Origin of the sequence: Pseudoxanthomonas sp. LH2527 (assembly GCF_022539275.1) — a bacterium.
In the GTDB taxonomy this organism is placed as follows: domain Bacteria; phylum Pseudomonadota; class Gammaproteobacteria; order Xanthomonadales; family Xanthomonadaceae; genus Pseudoxanthomonas_A.
In genome coordinates, this window is record NZ_JAKZBW010000001.1 from 1 (window position 1) to 17,753 (window position 17,753).

The window sequence follows — 17,753 nt, forward strand, 5'->3', positions numbered from 1 at the left end:
GGGGGACTGGGGGAAGGGGCGTCTGCCTGCAGCGCCGCATCAAGCGCGTCGAGGCGGGCGGTCCAGAACTGTTCGTACTGCCGCAGCCAGGCGTCGCCTTCGGCCAGCGCCTGCGGTTGCAGGCGGCACAGGTGCGTGCGGCCCTGGATCTGTCGCGTCACCAGCCCGGCGCGCTCCAGCACCTTGATGTGCTTGGACGCGGCCGCCAGCGAGATCCGGAACGGCGCCGCCAGCTCGCCCACGCTGCGCGGCTGCCCGCGCAGGCTGCGCAGCATGCGGCGACGGGTGCTGTCGGCGAGCGCGTGGAAGACGGCATCGAGGCGGGCGGCATCATGTTCAACCATGTGGTTGAGTATTTCGGCGTAGTCCTAGACTGTCAACCATCCGGTTGAATGAAGGGGATGGGCGCCGACGGGCGGTAAAATCGCCATATGGTCACCAATATCGCCGCCTATCACTTCACCCCCCTCGAGGCGCCGGCGGACGTCGCCGCCACCCTGCATGCCCGCGCCGAAGCGCAGGGCCTGCGCGGGTCCGTGCTGGTGGCGGGCGAGGGGCTGAACCTGTTCCTGGCCGGCGAGGCGGATGCCATCGAATCCTTCCTGGCACCGCTGCGCGCCGATCCCCGCTTTGAAGGCTTGCGGGTGAAATACAGCCTTAGCGAGCGGGTGCCGTTCGCGCGCCTCAAGGTCAAGGTCAAGCCGGAAATCATCAGCTTCCGCCGTCCCGGCAGCACGCCGGAAGACGCGCGGGCGCCGGTCGTCGCGCCGCGCACGCTGGCGCGCTGGCTGCAGCAGGGCCACGACGACGCGGGCCGTCGCGTGGTGATGCTGGACACGCGCAACCAGCAGGAAATCGTATACGGCACCTTCGCCGGCGCGCTGACGCTGCCGATCGACAAGTTCACCGATCTGCCGGCGGCGCTGGAACCGCATCGCGATGCGCTGAGGGACGCCACTGTGGTCAGCTTCTGCACCGGCGGCATCCGCTGCGAGAAGGCCGCGCTGTGGATGCAGGCCGACGGCATGGACAACGTGCTGCAGCTGGACGACGGCATCCTCGGCTATTTCGAGCAGGTGGGCGGATTCGGCTACGACGGCGCCTGTTTCGTGTTCGACGAACGCGTCGCGCTGCGCCCCGACCTGACGCCGCTGGTGGACGACGCTGCGGACGCCGCATGAGCGGCCTGGACGCCCTGCGTTTCGACAACCGCTTCCTGCGCGAACTGCCGGGCGATCCCGAGCAGGGCTATCGCCGCCGCGAGGTGCGCGCTGCGCTGTGGTCGGTGGTGGAGCCCACGCCGGTGGTCGCGCCGATGCTGCTGGCGCATTCGCGCGACGTCGCGTCGTTGCTCGGACTGGACGATGCGGATGTCGCATCGCCTGCATTCGCCCAGGTGTTCGGCGGCAACGCCTTGCTGCCCGGGATGCAGCCCTATGCCGGCAACTACGGTGGCCACCAGTTCGGCCACTGGGCCGGGCAGCTCGGCGACGGCCGCGCCATCACCCTGGGCGAAGCGGTCAATGCCGCCGGCCAGCGCTGGGAACTGCAGCTGAAGGGCGCCGGCCCGACGCCGTACTCGCGCACCGCCGATGGCCGCGCGGTCCTGCGCTCCTCGATCCGCGAGTTCCTGTGCAGCGAGGCGATGCACCACCTGGGCGTACCGACGACGCGGGCGCTGAGCCTGGTTGGCACGGGCGAGGCGGTGGTGCGCGACATGTTCTACGACGGCCACCCGAAACCCGAACCGGGCGCGGTCGTCTGCCGCGTGGCGCCGTCGTTCCTGCGTTTCGGCCATTACCAGCTGCCCACCTCGCGTGGCGAGACGGACCTGCTGCGTGCGCTGGTGGACTTCACCCTCCGGCGCGACTTCCCGCATCTGTCGGGCGAGGGCGAGGCGCTGTACGCGGCATGGTTCGCCGAGGTCTGCGAACGCACGGCGGTGATGGTGGCGCACTGGATGCGGGTGGGCTTCGTCCATGGCGTGATGAACACCGACAACATGTCGGTGCTGGGCCTGACCATCGACTACGGCCCGTATGGCTGGATCGACCACTACGATCCGGACTGGACGCCGAATACCACCGATGCACAGGGCCGGCGCTATCGGTTCGGCTGGCAGCCACGCGTGGCCGGCTGGAACCTGAGCCGTTTCGCGCAGGCGCTGTCGCCGCTGTTCGCCGACGCGGCGCCGTTGCAGGACGGACTGCAGCGCTTCGCCGATGCCTACACGCGGGCGGATCGCGACACCATCGCAGGCAAGCTTGGTCTGGCCGATTGCCGCGATGACGATGTCGAACGCATGGAGGCGCTGCAGTTGCTGTTGCAGGAGGGCGAGATCGACATGACGCTGTTCTTCCGCGCGTTGATGGACGCGGATCTGTCGGAGGCCTCGCTGTCCGCCTTCGACGAGGCGTTCTACGATCCGGCGAAGCGCGAGGCCGTGGCGCCCGCGCTGCGTGACTGGCTGTCGGCCTACGCGGGGCGCCGCGACGAAGATGCGCTCGACGCCGCCACGCGCCGCGAACGCATGCGCCTGGCCAATCCCCGCTACGTGCTGCGCAACTACCTGGCGCAGCAGGCGATCGATGCCGCGGAGGCCGGCGACCTGACCGGCGTCCACGACCTGCTGGACATCATGCGCCGGCCCTACGACGACCAACCCGGCCGCGACCGGTTTGCGCAACGGCGCCCCGACTGGGCACGGGAACGCGCAGGCTGCTCGATGCTGTCTTGCAGTTCGTGAGCGCGCTGCCCCACTGTAGGAGCGACGTCAGTCGCGACCAAACGGCTTGGCCTCCTCGTGCCCTCAGGTACAAAGGGTCTATGGCACAGGCATGTTTCCAGCGTGGCGGTCGACATGCGGTCGCGACTGACGTCGCTCCTACAACGGCGGGTGGCGCGGTAGCATGAGCTTCCCCCGCGGAGCGCCCCCATGATCACCGTCCACCACCTCAACAACTCCCGCTCGCAGCGCGTGCTCTGGCTGCTGGAAGAACTGGGGCTGGACTACACCGTCGTGCGCTACCAGCGCGATGCGAAAACGATGCTGGCGCCGCCGGAGCTGAAGAAGGTCCACCCGCTGGGCAAGTCGCCGGTGGTGGTGGACGGCGAGCATGTGCTGGCCGAATCCGGTGCCATTCTCGAGTACCTGGTGGAGCGCTACGACGCGGCGCGCCGGTTCGCGCCGTCGCCGGGCAGTGCCGAGCACCTCCGCTACCGCTACTGGCTGCACTACGCGGAAGGCTCGGCGATGCCGCCGATGCTGCTGAGCCTGGTGTTCTCGCGCCTGAAGAAGGCGCCGATGCCGTTCTTCGCCCGGCCGGTCGCGCGCGGGATCGCCGACAAGGCCATGCGGACCTTCGTCGGTCCGCAGGTGAAGCTGCATCTCGACTACATGGAGCACGAACTCGGCAAGGCGGCCTGGTTCGCCGGCGAGCAGTTCAGTGCGGCGGACATCCAGATGAGCTTCCCGGTGGAAGCCGCCGCGGTGCGGACCGGCCTTGCGGACCATCCGAACCTGGCCGGCTTCCTCGCGCGCCTCCATGCGCGGCCTGCCTACCAGCGGGCGCTGCAGCAGGGCGGCCCGTTCGACCTGTTGGGCTGAGCGGGATACAGCGTCCCGCGACCTGCGGTGGAATCCTGCGGGCAGCGACCCCATGACGATGGCATCGTCATTGCCGGTGTTCCCATGATTCCGTATTCGCTTCTCGATCTGGCCCCCGTCTGCGAAGGCAGCGACACCACCCAGGCCTTCGCCCACATGCGCGACCTGGCGCAGCACGCCGAGCGCTGGGGCTATACGCGCTACTGGCTGGCCGAACACCACAACATGCCGGGCATCGCCAGCGCCGCTACTGCCGTGCTGATCGGTCATGTCGCCGGCGCGACCTCGACGATCCGCGTCGGTGCCGGCGGCATCATGCTGCCCAACCACTCGCCGCTGCAGGTGGCCGAACAGTTCGGTACGCTCGCGTCGCTGTATCCGGGCCGTATCGACCTGGGACTGGGCCGCGCACCGGGCACCGACCAGGCCACGGCGCGCGCCCTGCGCCGCTACTTCGACGGCGCCGATCAGTTTCCGCAGGACGTGCAGGAGGTGCTGCGCTACTTCGCGCCGGTGCAGAAAGGCCAGGCCGTGCGCGCCGTGCCGGGCGCGGGACTGGAGGTGCCGGTGTGGCTGCTGGGCTCCAGCCTGTTCGGTGCGCAGCTGTCGGCCGCGCTGGGCTTGCCGTATGCGTTCGCATCGCACTTCGCGCCGGATGCGATGGACCAGGCGCTGCTGCTCTATCACCGCGACTTCCGCCCGTCCAAGCATTTGGCCAAGCCGCACGCGATGCTCGCGTTGAACGTGGTGGCGGCCGACACCGACGAGGAAGCGCGCTACCTGTTCACCACCCAGCAGCAGGCCTTCGTCAACCTGCGCCGCGGCCGCGCCGGCCTGGTGCCGCCGCCGATCGACGACATCGAGACGTTCTGGGAGCCGCATGAAAAAGCCGGCGTTGCACAGGCGCTCGCCTGTGCCGTGATCGGCAGCCGCGATACCGTGCGCAAGGGCATCGCCGACTTCATCCAGCGCCATCGTCCGGACGAACTGATGCTGACCGCCAACATCTTCGACCACGCCAAGCGCCTGCGCTCCTTCGAGATTGCCGCCGAGGTCATGTCGTAGCGCGCGCCACGCGCACGATGGCGGTGACACGCATCCATGCGGTCGTGCGCTCGGTGCACGCTACATCGTGCCGCGCTGGATGAAGGGCACGCGCTGGTAGAGGCTGCGCTCGCCGCCGCGCGGGTCGTTCTGCATCCGGCTTTCGTCGTCGAACACCATCGTTTGCCGCTGCGGCAGCGTGTACGGGGCCCATGCGGGCAGACCGGCGTGGTTCGGGTCGCCATGGCGGGCGAGTGCGATCAGTGCGGCGCTCATGCGGGCGGCCATCGCGCGGGCGCGTGCATCGGCGCCCGTCTTCGATCCTTCCGCGGCGAGGTTGTCGAACACCAGCGGGATGTCGAGCGTGTGGAAGGCGCGCAAGCGGCCGCCTTCCACCGGTGAACGCCAATCCAGCTGGTAGACCCACGCGGGAGCACCCTGCTTCGCGCGTTCCTCGGCTTCGATGATGGCGCCGCGCCACGAACGTCCCGCGGTGGTCGCCGCGAAGAAGACCTCGGACGGCGTGTAGTCCGGATACAGCCGCCTGTACTCGGCGATCACCACCTCCGGCGACAGGTCCACGTACTGCTGCTCGCGCAGCTTCTGCGGCACCTGTTCCCAGGTCAGGGAGAAGTTCGCCTCGTCGTTGCCGAGGAAGGCGCGGGTCTCGTCGCGCGTGTTGCCGATGATCATCGGGATGCGCGCCGACTGCGCGGGCGCATCCGGATAGAACGGATGGCGATGCAGGTTGCGCGCATCCAGCACCGGGCCGAAATAGAGCGAGGTGTCTTCGGCGCGCGAGGGATCGCGCACGCGGGTGGCGTCCAGCAGCCGCGCCATGGGCATCGCCAGCAAGGTGTCGATGTCGCCCGACCGCAGTCCGAGTTCGGCCAGAAACAGCGCGCTGCGCTGCGCCGCCGCGCGCGGGCCGGCGGCGGTGACCTGCTGGCCGCTCATCGTCATCGCCTTGTGGAACAGGCCGTCGGCCTCCGGCATCGCCATCAGCGTGGCGATCTTCGCGCCGCCGCCCGACTGGCCGAACACGGTGACGTTGCCGGCGTCGCCGCCGAACTCGTAGGCGTGTTCGCGCACCCAGTGCAGCGCATCGATCAGGTCGAGCTGGCCGATGTTGCCGGCGTCCATCACGCGCCCGTCGCCACTCTCACCGAGATACAGATAGCCGAACGCGTTGAGCCGGTGGTTGACGGTGACCACCACCACGTCGCCGCGCCGGCACAGGTTCACGCCGTCGTAGAGCGGATGCGAGCCCGAGCCGTTGTTGTAGCCGCCGCCGTGGATGTAGAACAGGATCGGACGCCTGCCGCCATCGCGCAGGGCAGGGGTGTACACGTTGAGGAACAGGCAGTCCTCGCTGACCGGCTGTCCGTCGGCATCGCCACGCTGGGGCGCGGATGCGCCTAAGCGGGTGGCATCGCGCACGCCGCTCCAGGCCGTTTCGCGCAGGGCGCGCTGGAAGCGCCGGGTGGCGGTATCGGCGCCGTAGGGCAGGCCACGGAACACATGGATGCCATGGTCCACGCGGCCGGCAATGCGTCCGCTACGGGTGGTCGCGGACGTGGCCTGCGCGGTGGTGGCCCCAGCCGGCAGGCAGGCCGACGCCAGCGCGACTCCGGAGGTGCCGGCCAGTTGTGCCAGGAAACGGCGGCGCAAGGCCGTATCGAGCGATGACGTCATGGAAACCCCTGGATGACACCGGTTTCCGCAAGGCTAGCAAAGGCCGCCGCGTGGGGAACGCCGCAGTGCGTCAGGCGGCCATGCCCGCGGCGTGGCCGGAGGCCCACGCCCACTGGAAGTTGTACCCGCCCAGCCAGCCGGTGACGTCCAGCACCTCGCCGACAAAGAACAGGCCCGGCACCCGCTTCGACATCATCGTGCTGCTGGACACGCCATCGGTGTCCACGCCGCCCAGGGTGACTTCGGCCGTGCGGTAGCCCTCGGTGCCGCTGGCGACCAGCGGCCACCCGGCAAGCAGGGCGGCGGCATCCTTGAGTTGCGGCGCGTTGAACTGCTTCATCGGCCGGTTGGGCAGCCAGACCTCGCACAGGCGCTGGGCGAACCGGCGCGGCAGTGCGTCGGACAGCACCGTCTTCAGTTCGGTATCGGGACGCTGCCTCTGCTGGCCCTGCAGCCAGTCCAGCGCGTCGCGGTCCGGCAGCAGGTCCAGGCGCAGGTCGTCGCCGGGTTGCCAGTACGAGGAGATCTGCAGGATCGACGGCCCGCTGACCCCGCGGTGGGTCAGCAGCATGAAGTTGCGGAAGCGCGCCTTGCCGCAACGCGCTTCCACCGGGAAGGCGACGCCGCTGAGGTCGGCCAGCCGCTCCTGGTGCTTGCCGCTGAGCGTCAGCGGCACCAGGCCGGCACGCGTCGGCAGCAGGTCGTGGCCGAATTGCTTCGCCAGGTCGTAGCCGAAGCCGGTCGCGCCCATGCTCGGGATCGACAGCCCGCCGGTGGCGACCACCAGCGACGGCGCGGCGAAGCGGCCCAGCGTCGTCTCCAGCCGGAACACGCCATCGGCCTGCTCCACGCGCGTCACGCTGCAGCCGGTCTCGATGCGCACGCCGGCGGCTAGGCATTCGTCCACCAGCAGCTTGACGATCAGCTTGGAGGACACGTCGCAGAACAGCTGGCCGAGTTCCTTCTCGTGGTAGGCGATGCGGTGCCGTTCGACCAGCCCGATGAAGTCCGCCGGCGTATAGCGCGCCAGCGCCGACTTGCAGAAATGCGGATTGGCCGACAGGAAGTTGGCCGGCGTGGTGCCGGTGTTGGTGAAATTGCAGCGGCCGCCGCCGGACATCAGGATCTTCTTGCCGACCTTGTTGGCGTGCTCGACCACCAGTACGCGCAAGCCACGCTGGCCGGCGGTCAGTGCAGTCATCAGGCCGGCCGCGCCGCCGCCGATGACCAGGACGTCGTGGGTCGGCACCATGCGGTCAGGCAGCCCGGGCGAGGCCTGCCTGGCGGATGGACGGGATCACGCTGACCACGAGGTCGTCGGTCATCCACTGCATCTCGCCATCCTGGATCATCACGTTGAAGCGCATGCTGCGCACCATCAGGGCGGTCACGGCATCGACCGTCTCCGCGGCGATGTCGAGCACGGTCAGGTTGCGGTGACGGGCAAGCAGGGCCGCATTCCGGTCCCACCAGAGGTCGGCCGCGCGGCCGCCGTAGTTGACCACGATGACTTCGCCCGCCTTGCCGCAAGCCTTGCGGATGCGGGATTCGTCCGGCTGGCCCAGGTCGATCCACTGGTCGATCAGGCCGGTGTAGTCCTTGCGCCAGAGATCGGGCTCTTCCTCGTTGCTCAGGCCCTTGCCGAACTCCAGGCGGTCGTCGGCATGCAGGGCGAAGGCCAGCAGCCGGACCATCAGGCGCTCATCGGTCTCCGACGGGTGCTGGGCCAGGGTCAGGCCGTGGGCGCCGTAGTAGTGCCGGTCCATGTCGCTGATCTGCAGTTCGGCTTTGACGACGGTGGACTTGAGGGCCATGGCGGGGGTCCGGCAGAAGGGGCGCCATCATACGCCGCGAGGGGCGGCGACCCGTGCGTGCGCTACGCCGGCGGGCAGGGCTGCCGGACCTCCCTGTTCAGGTTGGCGGCAACTGGGATTCGCTTTTACCTGAAAACCCCGGTAGAGTGCCGCCACTGTGCTTGCCAGGGTCACCGTGAATCGTGAGCCTGATGCGGTAGATACATCTGCTACATCTTCCCGCTTTACCAACGCCTGCAAACCCAGTCCCGTCCCGGTCATATGCCGGGGTTGTGGTCCTTTCATCCATGTTTCAGGAGTTAGTAAAGATGTCTGATCGTCAGACCGGTACCGTCAAGTGGTTCAACGACGCCAAGGGCTTCGGCTTCATCACCCCGCAGAGCGGCCCCGACCTGTTCGTGCACTTCCGCTCGATCCAGGGCAATGGCTTCAAGTCGCTGAAGGAAGGCCAGGCGGTCTCCTTCGTCGCCGTGCAGGGCCAGAAGGGCATGCAGGCCGACCAGGTGCAGCCGCTGTAATCCAGCGCTGAACCCGACGGTTCAAGAAAACGCCGGTGCGCAAGCGCCGGCGTTTTTGTTTGTGTGGTCACCAAGATGAGGGTTGCGGATCGGCTGTCGTCATTCCAGCGCAAGCTGGAATCCATCGTCTTTCAGCAAAGCAACAGCAAATGGGTCCCAGCGTACGCTGGGACGACGGAGCGCTTTCAGAGCTTCCGCACGCGGAAGCTGCGACCCTTGATCTTGCCGGCGTTGAGCCGCGACAGCGCGGCGGCGGCCTTCTCGCGCGCGACGGCCACGTAGGTGCGCGTGGCGAACACATTGATCTTGCCGATGGCGGACGCGGACAGGCCGGCGTCGCCGGTAAGCGCACCCAGCACGTCGCCGGGGCGCAGCTTGTCGGTCTTGCCGGCATCGATGCGCAACGTGGTCATCGTGGCAGGCGGTGCGGTGTTGGCCTTCGGCGCAGGCGGGACGCTGCGGTCCCACAGCAGCGGTGCGCCCAGGCGCTCCTCGATCACCGTGGCCCGCGGCAGTTCGCGCGGCGTGCACAGGCTGATCGCCAGCCCACCGCGCCCGGCGCGGCCGGTGCGGCCGATGCGGTGCACGTAGGTGTCGGCGTCGCTGGGCATGTCGTAGTTGACGACCAGCGCCAGGTCCTCAATGTCCAGCCCGCGCGCGGCCACGTCGCTGGCGACCAGCACGTTGCAGCTGCGGTTGGCGAAGCGCACCAGCACCTCGTCACGGTCGCGCTGTTCCATGTCGCCATGCAGGGCCAGCGCGGAGAAACCGAAGTGCTGCAGTGAGCCGGCCACTTCGTCCACGTCCTTGCGCATGTTGCAGAACACCACGCACGAATCCACGCCGCGCTGCGCCAGCAGGCCGGCCAGCGCGATCTGCTTGCGGTCCGGCTCCACGCGCACGAAGCGCTGCTCGATCACCGCCTGTTCCTGCGGCGCATCCACCGTGACCTCCAGCGGATCGCGCAGGGTGTTGCGGGCGATCTTGCGGATGGCATCGGTGAAGGTGGCGGAAAACAGCAGGCTCTGGCGATCCTTCGGCGTCTTGCCGGTGATCTCGCGGATCGGCTCCTCGAATCCCATGTCGAGCATGCGGTCGGCTTCGTCCAGTACCAGCGTGCGCACGCCGCCCAGGTGCACCGCCTTCTTGCGCAACAGTTCCTGGATGCGGCCGGGCGTGCCGACCACGACGTGCGGGTCGTGCGCTTCCAGCGAGCGCAGCTGCGGCTCCAGCGGCATGCCGCCGCACAGCGTCAGCACTTTCAGGTTGGGAAGACCGAGCGCCAGCTTGCGCAGTTGCTGCGCCACCTGGTCCGCCAGCTCACGCGTGGGGCAGAGCACCAGCGCCTGCGTGCGCACGGTGGCAAGATCCAGCCGGTGCAGCAGGCCCAGTCCGAACGCGGCCGTCTTGCCGCTGCCGGTCGGCGCCTGCGCAATGACATCGCGGCCGTCGAGGATGGCGGGCAGGCTGCGCGCCTGGATGGGGGTGGGGCGGGTGTAGCCGAGCGCCTGGACGCCCTGCTGCAGGCCGGGCGCCAGCGGAAGCGAGGTGAAATCGATCATGCGGCATTTTCGCAGATCGGCGAGGCTACCGCCGGGAAACCCTACTGCAGGTCGGGGAAGTCCTCTTCCGGCAGCGCGATGAACGACCAGAACGGAACCTCGTTCGCGGTCCAGAACTGCGAGACCTCGTCCAGGATGTCCAGCAGGGTGTCGAAATCGTCCTCGGCGCGGTCGCGCAGTTCGTGCGCCTGTTCGAACAGCAGCACGTAGCCCGGCGCGTCCAGCCACGACAGGTCGCGCAGGCTGTCGGACAGCGCGTCCCAGTTGCGTCCCGAGCTTTGCGGGAAGTCCAGCACCGTGGCGATGCGCAGCAGCAGCGCGGACTTGCTGTCGCAGCCGGACAGGTCGATGCGGCGGGCCAGCAGGCCGGCGTCGCGGCCGACGGCGGACAACGGGTCCAGATCGTCCTCGGTGACGAAGAACACGCCCGCGCGCGCGGGATCGGCCAGGCCGGGGTCGAAGCCGGAGTCGCTCATGGCGTGGCCTCGCCGCCGATCTCGAACCGGCGGAAACTCTCGTAGTGATCGTCGGTGTAGTAGTACTCGCGCGGCGGCTGGCCGCCGGTGACGATGCGTCGCTCGCCACGATGGTCCAGCCCCGGGGTGTCGACGGTGTACTCGCGGTAATAGCCGCGCGACTGCCGCGGCAGCCGTCCTTCGCGATTCTGGAACACGCTGCCGTCCTGCCGGTGCGGGAACGGCCCGCCGCGCTGGATCAGCGTCAGGGTCTGCTGGGCTTCCGGCGGCAGGAAGGCGGGCAGTGCGCCGGTGCTGCGCGATGCAGAGGGCGCGGCAGCTGCGACAGGCGGCGCGACGTCGGGCACCTCGCCGGCGAGTGCGCCGGGACGGGTCTGCTCCACCGGCGGCAGCGCCAGCACGGCGCTGGTCTGGGTGGGCTCGGGCGTTTCCAGTGCGGTGGTGGTCGATGGGGCGGGCGCATCGTCGCGTTGCGACCACCACCACGCGCCCGCACCCAGCACGAGCAGCATCACGAAGGCGATCAGGGGAAGGCGTTGGCGGCTCTGGCGGCGTGCGCGGGAACGTCGACTCATGTAGGCATCATTCCGTCAGGAAGCGGCCGCAGCCGCGATAGGTCTGGTCGCCGACCGTCAGCACGGCGGAGGCGGGGTATTCGGTGTCGCTCATGCCGTCGCTGCAGCTTTCCTTCTTCGTGGTCAGCGAGACGGCCAGGCCATCGCCGGTGCTGCCGGCATAACCCTGCGCCGTCCTGCGCGCCTGCGCGACCTCGATGGCGCGCTCGCCGTAGTCCAGGTCGCCCCACAGGCGCGGGGTCGCGCCGCCGCCGACTTCCACCGACCAGCCCGGCTCGGTGCCGATGCCGCGGAACACGCTGCCGCGGGACTTCGCCTGCTCCCAGGGCGTGCCCACCGCAGGCGCCACCGGGTCGGCGCCCGCGCGCACCATGCGGAACTCGACCGGCGCTGCCGAGCCCGGCGTCACCGCCACCCGCGTGTCGGTGACGAACCACAGCCTGCCCTGCGCGTCGCGAAGGCCGGCATGCAGGCCGTACTGTCCGTTCGGCCGCAGCTTTGCCGGGTCGTAGGGCAGGGTGAAGGCGAACGGGGGACCCTTGAGATCGGCGAAGTCGGCGCTGGCCACCACGGCGGCGGGCGTGTCGGCCAACTGGTTGTCCACCAGTTGCACGCTGAGGATCGCGCCGGGCGGCGGCGCGATCCGCTCCATGTAGAGCGCGCGGCCCTGGATCGCGGCCGAAGCGGGCGATGCCGCAGAAGGCGCTTCCGGCGTCGGCGCCGTGGCCGGCGGGGATTGGCAGCCTGCCAGCACAAGCAGGCAGGCGGTGGTCAGCAAGGGACGGAACATCGCACGCTCCTGGTGGCGGTGGCGGGCCGCCAGCTTAGCGATGGCGGACGTAATGGTTCGTCAACGCGGGAAGCACCGGCACGCGGTCGCAGAAGCGCGAACGGTGTCGGCTTGCCCCGGGCCGCCAACGCGGTGGCCAGGCCGAGGCCAGGCGCGATGGGCTGTACCCATCGCAGCGATTCAGTTTTGCGATGAGCGTCGGTGCGCAGGCGAGGCTAGTATCGGGACCGACGCCACTGCCCCGCGCAGGGAGTACGACGGCATGAACCGGGTGCTGCATCCTTTCGCCCAGACGCGCGCCCTGTTCGCGTGGCCGTATGTCGTGGCTACGTTGGCGATCGTGGGCGTGGCCCTGTGGCTGGTGGCGACGATCCCGGTGGACGATGGCAGCGGGCTGCGGCGTGCGCTGCGGGGTGGTGGTCTGTGCGCACTGGCGACCGCGCTCGGCGCGATGCCGGTGTGGGTGGTGAAGCACCTGCAACAACAACTGGCGGATGGCCTGCTGGGCTTCGGCGCGGGGGTGATGCTGGCGGCCACGGCGTTCTCGCTGGTGCTGCCGGGGCTGGATGCGGCAGGTCGCGCGGGGTACTCGGCGTGGGGCGCTGCCGGACTGGTCAGCGCCGGCGTGTTGCTGGGTGCGCTGGCCCTGCTGGCATTGGACCGGGGCGTGGTGGACGATCCGCGCGATGCGAAGCGCGATCTGGTGCCGTCGCGGGTGGTGCTGTTCGTGCTGGCCATCGTGCTGCACAACGTGCCCGAGGGCATGGCGGTGGGCGTGGCCGCCGGCGGTGGCCTGCGCGGGGCGGAAGGCCTGGCGATGGGCATCGCGCTGCAGGACATCCCGGAGGGCCTGGTGGTGGCGCTGATCCTGGCCAGTGCCGGCATGGCGCGCAGCAAGGCGGTCTTCATCGGTGCGCTGTCGGGCGTGGCCGAGCCGGTCGCGGCGGTGCTCAGCGCGTGGGCGGTGTCGGTGTCGTCGTTGCTGCTGCCGTGGGGCCTGGCCTTCGCCGCCGGCGCCATGCTGATCGCCGTCAGCCACAGCGTGATTCCCGAATCCAACCGCCATGGCAACGGGGCCATCGCATCGCTCGGCCTGGCGATCGGGTTCTGCCTGATGATGGCGCTGGACACCGCGCTGGGTTGACCGCCGCGCGCCGCATGCGCACGCTGCACCCGGTCCCCACGGAGCCCGCGCATGACCGAACCGCTGACGATCATCGGCAACTACCTGTCGCCCTATGTGCGCAAGGTGCTGGTGTGCCTCGAACTGAAGGGCATCCCGTACCGGATCGATCCCATCGCGCCGTTCGTCGGCGACGAGGCGTTCGGCCGGCTCAGTCCGCTGCGCCGCATCCCCGTGCTGCTCGACGGCGACCTGGTGCTCAACGATTCCACCGTCATCTGCGAATACGTGCAGGATCGGTACCCGGACGTACCGCTGTATCCGGCCGATCCGGTCCAGCGGGCGAAGGCGCGCTGGCTGGAGGAATACTGCGATTCCCAGTTGGGCGACGTCATCGTCTGGCGGATGTTCTTCCAGAAGGGCGTGCGCCGGTTCCTGTTCAACGAAGGTACCGACGAGGACGTCGTACGCAAGGCGCGCGAGGAGGAACTGCCGGTCGCGCTGGATTACCTGGAGGCCCAGCTGCCGGCACAGGGCTGGATCTTCGGCGAGGTCTCGATCGCCGACATCAGCATCGCGGCGTTCTTCCGCAATGCCGCGTTCGTGCGTTATCAGGTGGACGCAGCGCGCTGGCCGCGCGTGGCGGGCCTGCTCGAACGCGCATGGGCGTTGCCTGCGTTCCAGACGCTGGCGCGCTACGAGGACGGAACCCTGCGTACGCCGCTGCCGGAACAACGCGCGGCACTGGCGGCGATGGGCGCGCCGGTTACTGAAACCACGTATGGAACTGCTGCGCCGCGCTATGGCGTGCGGCGCCCGGGCTGAGTGCGCGCTTCTTCTTTCTGTAGGAGCGACGTCAGTCGCGACCGCGCCCCGATAGCAGTACACCGTGCAGTGGCAAGAACGCGCCGCAGCGCGCCCGGAAGGAGAACCATCGGCTTTACGCGTGGAGGTTGGGCTTGCGGTCGCGACTTACTTCGCTCCTACAGAAGCAATACCGCGTTACGGCGCCGTATCCACGCGCAGCACCGGATACAGCTGGTAACGCTCGTCCCATGAGGGATGCTTGCGGTAGAAGAACTCCAGCCGCGCGCCAGGATCCGCCACGAAGGCCTTGTCATCGCGCAGCCTGCGCTCGAACTCGGCCTTCACTGCCGGGTCCTGCAGCATCTCGCGCGCCACCGTCTCGGCCACGTAGTCTTCCATGTATTCCTTGCGCTCGAAGGCGTTGTTGAAACGCCCCCACGCCAGCAGCGAATCCGGCGCCTGCGGTTCGAGCAGCGCCATCACCAGGCGCGATTTCGCCTGCGCGATCGGCACGAACAGCGAGCCGGTCGGCACGCCGCGCGTCTCGCGCTGCCAGTCGCCTTCCACCGTCAGGCGCTGGTGGGTCTCCACCGGGCCGGCGCCGAAGCGGGTCTTGCGTGCACGGAAGGCGTCGGCGTCACCCTGCCATGCTTTACCCAGCAGGCGGTACTCCACGCCGTGCGTCTTCAGCACGGCGGCCACCCACGACGCTTCGGCGGCGGGTACCAGATATCCGGCGCCTGGCGCGTCGACGACGATGCCGGGACGGATGTCGTCCTTCAGCGGCACCTTCCAGATCTGCGGCGTGGTTTCGTCGTAGCGCGTCATCGGTGCACCGGACACCTCCGACATCGTGCGCGTGTAGGCGTAGCCGCGGAAGTCGACGGTGCGCGCAGTGGGCGCGGCGACGTAGGTCAGTGGCTCGGATCGACCACCCAGCGATGCGGCCGCGATATCGGCCTGTTTCGCCGCTGCCTGCCAGGAAGCGCCCTCGCGCGCGACATGCTCCAGCACCGACACCACCGTGTTGCGGGTGACGCGCACGCGCACCGGGTACGCCTTCCACGAATGCGTTTCCACCAGCATGGCGATGCGGTTGCGCAGCAGGTAGTAGCCATGCGAGAAGCGTGGCGGCGGCACGCTGTCCTCGAAACCCGATGTCGGATCATCGTTCACGACGAACGAAGGGTAGTAGGGCAGGGGCAACGATCCCTGTTTCGCCAGGTCATCGATCACCCCGGTGCGCAGCGCCAGGCCAGCCTTGCGCAGGCCGGCGTCGCCGGCATGCACGGGCTCGACCTGGATCGAGATGTCGTGCTCGAACTGCGCGCCGTTGGTGGCGTGCAGGTCCACGGTCACCAGCGGATCCCAGCGCTGCACCAGGTGCAGCATCGCCTGCATCTCGGGCGTGTCGGCCTTCAGGTAGTCGCGGTTGAGGTTGTAGTTCTGCGCGGTGGTGCGCCAGCCCATTTCCTTCGGGCCGCGCTGGTTGGGGCGGTTCCAAGCGCCGAAGCGTTCGTGGCCGTCCACGTTGAACACCGGCACGAATACCCACACAAGCTTGTCCAGCGCACCCGTGGCGGCGTTGCCCTCCAGCACCTCGCGCAGGGCGAGAAAGCCCGCGTCCTTGCCATCGATCTCGCCGGCGTGGATGCCGCCCTGGACCAGCACCACCGGCAGCCCGCGCCGCTGTGCCTGTTCCGGCGTCAGCGCGCCGCTGGTGGAGGCGACCAGCGCCTTCATCGGGCGTCCTTCCGGGGTGGTGCCGAAGGTGGTGCAGCGGACCGCCTTCGGATAGCGGCGCGCGAAGGCATCGCACAGCGTGGTGACTTCTTCGTAACGCCCGGTCTCGATGAAGCCGGAGCGTTCGGCCACCGTCGTCAGCGGAGTCTGGGCGTTCGCAAGGGGTGCCAGGGCCAGCAGCAGGGTGGCGAAGAGCGGTCGCAGCATCGGGAATTCCTGAACAGGGCAGGGGCGCATGATGCCGCGCAATCGCGGTCAGTCCCAGTCCCTGATCGCCTCACGGTGACGGCGCGGCGGTTCGACCGTGTGCGGGGGGATACGGTAACCTTCCGGGACTTTTTCACCGGAAGATCGGATGAGCACGACCGCTGAAGCCAGCCAGGGCCGCATGCCCCGCCAGATTCCCTACATCATCGGCAACGAGGCCTGCGAGCGTTTCAGCTTCTACGGGATGCGCAACATCCTGGTGGAATTCCTCGTCGGCAGCATCATCCTGGCGTATCTGCCGGTCATCGACCGCGAGGGGCACGCGAAGGACATCTTCCACAGCTTCGTCATTGGCGTGTACTTCTTCCCGTTGCTGGGCGGTTGGCTGTCGGACCGCTATTTCGGCAAGTACAACACCGTCCTCTGGTTCTCGCTGATTTACTGTGCCGGCCATGCATGCTTGGCGCTATTCGAGGAAAGTCGCACAGGCTTCTTTGCCGGTCTGTTTTTGATCGCCTTGGGGTCGGGCGGCATCAAGCCGCTTGTGGTCTCGTTCTGTGGAGACCAGTTTGACCAGAGCAACAAGGACAAGGCCAAGATTGTCTTCGATGCGTTCTACTGGATCATCAATTTCGGCTCTTTCTTCGCGTCGCTGCTGGCCCCGTTCCTGTTGCACCGTTATGGCCCGGCTGTGGCCTTTGGCATCCCCGGCGTGTTGATGTTCATCGCGACGGTCATCTTCTGGCTGGGCCGGAACAAGTATGTGCACGTGCCGCCCTCTGGTGCCGACCCGCATGCCTTTCTGAAGGTCGTGACGACGGCGCTTAAGGCTCAGCGTCCAGGCGAAGGGCGCTGGGGGTTGTATGTCGCGCTCCTGGGCTTGCTGGGCGCGGTGGCATTGCTGCTGTTGTGGGCGCTTTCCTGGATATCAGCGGCCCCTTCATGGTGGCCTGATTTCGGCTTTGTCATCTCGGCCTGTCTGGCATTGGGGTTGGTGATTGCATTGGGCGGCTTGGGTGCCGCGATGCAGCTTGAGCGTGCGCGCAGCCTGCATCCGGATACTGCGGTTGACGGCGTGCGCGCCGTCTTGCGCATCCTTATCGTGTTTGCGCTGGTTACGCCGTTCTGGTCTCTGTTTGATCAGAAAGCGTCGACCTGGATTATCCAGGGACGAGAGATGGTGATGCCCACCTTCTCTTGGCTGCCGCAGAAGGTAGGCGATATGCTTCGCGAGTGGTTTGTGTCGCCTTCGCAAATGCAGGCGCTGAATCCACTGCTGGTGATGATGTTGATCCCATTCAACAACTTGGTGCTGTATCCAGCGCTGAGAAAGTTGGGATTCAACGTTACGGCATTGAAGCGTATGGGGTGGGGTATCGCCTTCTCCGGTGTGGCTTGGATCGCCGCGGGTGTGCTGCAATTGTGGATCGATGGTGGCGACCCCGTGGCGCTGGCTTGGCAGTCGCTGCCTTATCTGCTGCTGACCTTTGGTGAAGTACTGGTGTCAGCAACCGCACTTGAGTTCGCTTACAGCCAAGCCCCGCACGCGATGAAGGGTGTGATCATGGCGTTCTGGTACCTGACCAGTACCTTTGGCAGTCTGTGGGTGTTGCTGACAAATTTTGGCGTGCGAAACGAAGCGGTGCTTGGTCGTATCGCCAGTACGGGGCTCAGCGAGAACGCGTTCCTGATGTTCTTCTTCGCCGGCTTTGCCTTCGTCGCGGCGCTCGCATTCGCGTTGTACGCACGCACGTACCCGATGCAGGACAACTACCGCACGGCGGCCTGAGGA

General features: G+C 68.0%; 16 protein-coding genes and 1 pseudogene. 8 read left to right on the forward strand and 9 right to left on the reverse strand.

Annotation, left to right across the window (positions count from 1 at the left end; genetic code table 11):
• A partial coding sequence (locus MMG85_RS00005; protein ID WP_241043918.1) for a metalloregulator ArsR/SmtB family transcription factor occupies window positions 1–344 on the reverse strand: 344 nt, incomplete at its 3' end.
• 87 nt (window positions 345–431) lie between these two features.
• On the opposite strand from MMG85_RS00005, the gene MMG85_RS00010 reads away from it, so the two are divergent.
• From MMG85_RS00010 to MMG85_RS00025, 4 genes are all read left to right on the forward strand, one after another.
• Window positions 432–1,181 carry a sulfurtransferase gene (locus MMG85_RS00010; RefSeq protein WP_241043921.1) on the forward strand — a complete coding sequence of 250 codons (750 nt, stop codon included), beginning with the start codon at window positions 432–434 and terminating at the stop codon, window positions 1,179–1,181.
• A 5-nt stretch (window positions 1,182–1,186) separates the two neighbouring features.
• Complete coding sequence (locus MMG85_RS00015; RefSeq protein ID WP_241044278.1) at window positions 1,187–2,746, forward strand: protein adenylyltransferase SelO; 1,560 nt, start codon at window positions 1,187–1,189, stop codon at window positions 2,744–2,746.
• Between the two features lie 189 nt (window positions 2,747–2,935).
• Window positions 2,936–3,607, forward strand: a complete 672-nt coding sequence (locus tag MMG85_RS00020; RefSeq protein ID WP_241043922.1) for a glutathione S-transferase — start codon at window positions 2,936–2,938, stop codon at window positions 3,605–3,607.
• Window positions 3,608–3,691: 84 nt separating this feature from the next.
• Window positions 3,692–4,672, forward strand: a complete 981-nt coding sequence (locus MMG85_RS00025; RefSeq protein ID WP_241043923.1) for an LLM class flavin-dependent oxidoreductase — start codon at window positions 3,692–3,694, stop codon at window positions 4,670–4,672.
• Window positions 4,673–4,732: 60 nt separating this feature from the next.
• On the opposite strand, the gene MMG85_RS00030 is transcribed toward MMG85_RS00025, so the two are convergent.
• The 3 genes from MMG85_RS00030 to MMG85_RS00040 all read right to left on the reverse strand — a co-directional run bounded on the left by MMG85_RS00030 (window position 4,733) and on the right by MMG85_RS00040 (window position 8,160).
• Window positions 4,733–6,346 (reverse strand): carboxylesterase family protein, encoded by a 1,614-nt coding sequence (locus MMG85_RS00030; protein WP_241043924.1) that lies wholly within the window; start codon window positions 6,344–6,346, stop codon window positions 4,733–4,735.
• A 70-nt stretch (window positions 6,347–6,416) separates the two neighbouring features.
• Window positions 6,417–7,598, reverse strand: a complete 1,182-nt coding sequence (locus MMG85_RS00035) for an NAD(P)/FAD-dependent oxidoreductase (RefSeq protein ID WP_241043925.1) — start codon at window positions 7,596–7,598, stop codon at window positions 6,417–6,419.
• Between the two features lie 4 nt (window positions 7,599–7,602).
• Window positions 7,603–8,160 carry a YaeQ family protein gene (locus tag MMG85_RS00040; protein WP_241043926.1) on the reverse strand — a complete coding sequence of 186 codons (558 nt, stop codon included), beginning with the start codon at window positions 8,158–8,160 and terminating at the stop codon, window positions 7,603–7,605.
• Between the two features lie 308 nt (window positions 8,161–8,468).
• Between MMG85_RS00040 and MMG85_RS00045 the strand changes: the two genes are divergently transcribed.
• Window positions 8,469–8,678 (forward strand): cold-shock protein, encoded by a 210-nt coding sequence (locus tag MMG85_RS00045; protein WP_055942770.1) that lies wholly within the window; start codon window positions 8,469–8,471, stop codon window positions 8,676–8,678.
• 185 nt (window positions 8,679–8,863) lie between these two features.
• Here MMG85_RS00045 and dbpA read toward each other — a convergent pair whose 3' ends face one another.
• The 4 genes and pseudogenes from dbpA to MMG85_RS00065 all read right to left on the reverse strand — a co-directional run bounded on the left by dbpA (window position 8,864) and on the right by MMG85_RS00065 (window position 12,081).
• Window positions 8,864–10,240, reverse strand: coding sequence for an ATP-dependent RNA helicase DbpA (gene dbpA / locus MMG85_RS00050; RefSeq protein ID WP_241043927.1), 1,377 nt, complete (start codon window positions 10,238–10,240; stop codon window positions 8,864–8,866).
• 41 nt (window positions 10,241–10,281) lie between these two features.
• Entirely contained in the window at window positions 10,282–10,716 is a 435-nt protein-coding gene (locus MMG85_RS00055; RefSeq protein ID WP_241043929.1) for a barstar family protein, read from the reverse strand.
• A pseudogene (locus tag MMG85_RS00060) lies at window positions 10,713–11,045 on the reverse strand (ribonuclease domain-containing protein); the annotation flags it as partial. The gene MMG85_RS00055 and the pseudogene MMG85_RS00060, both read right to left, overlap by 4 nt.
• Before the next feature lie 253 nt (window positions 11,046–11,298).
• Entirely contained in the window at window positions 11,299–12,081 is a 783-nt protein-coding gene (locus MMG85_RS00065) for a YbaY family lipoprotein (RefSeq protein ID WP_241043931.1), read from the reverse strand.
• Window positions 12,082–12,343: 262 nt separating this feature from the next.
• Between MMG85_RS00065 and MMG85_RS00070 the strand changes: the two genes are divergently transcribed.
• Complete coding sequence (locus tag MMG85_RS00070; protein ID WP_241043932.1) at window positions 12,344–13,225, forward strand: ZIP family metal transporter; 882 nt, start codon at window positions 12,344–12,346, stop codon at window positions 13,223–13,225.
• Between the two features lie 51 nt (window positions 13,226–13,276).
• Entirely contained in the window at window positions 13,277–14,029 is a 753-nt protein-coding gene (locus tag MMG85_RS00075; RefSeq protein ID WP_241043933.1) for a glutathione S-transferase family protein, read from the forward strand.
• A 177-nt stretch (window positions 14,030–14,206) separates the two neighbouring features.
• Here MMG85_RS00075 and MMG85_RS00080 read toward each other — a convergent pair whose 3' ends face one another.
• Window positions 14,207–15,961, reverse strand: a complete 1,755-nt coding sequence (locus MMG85_RS00080; protein ID WP_241043934.1) for a M14 family metallopeptidase — start codon at window positions 15,959–15,961, stop codon at window positions 14,207–14,209.
• A gap of 148 nt (window positions 15,962–16,109) precedes the next feature.
• Here MMG85_RS00080 and MMG85_RS00085 point away from each other — a divergent pair, with 148 nt between their 5' ends.
• A complete protein-coding gene (locus MMG85_RS00085) occupies window positions 16,110–17,750 on the forward strand; it encodes an oligopeptide:H+ symporter (protein WP_241043935.1) in 1,641 nt (546 codons plus the stop codon).
• The last annotated feature ends 3 nt before the right edge of the window (window positions 17,751–17,753 follow it).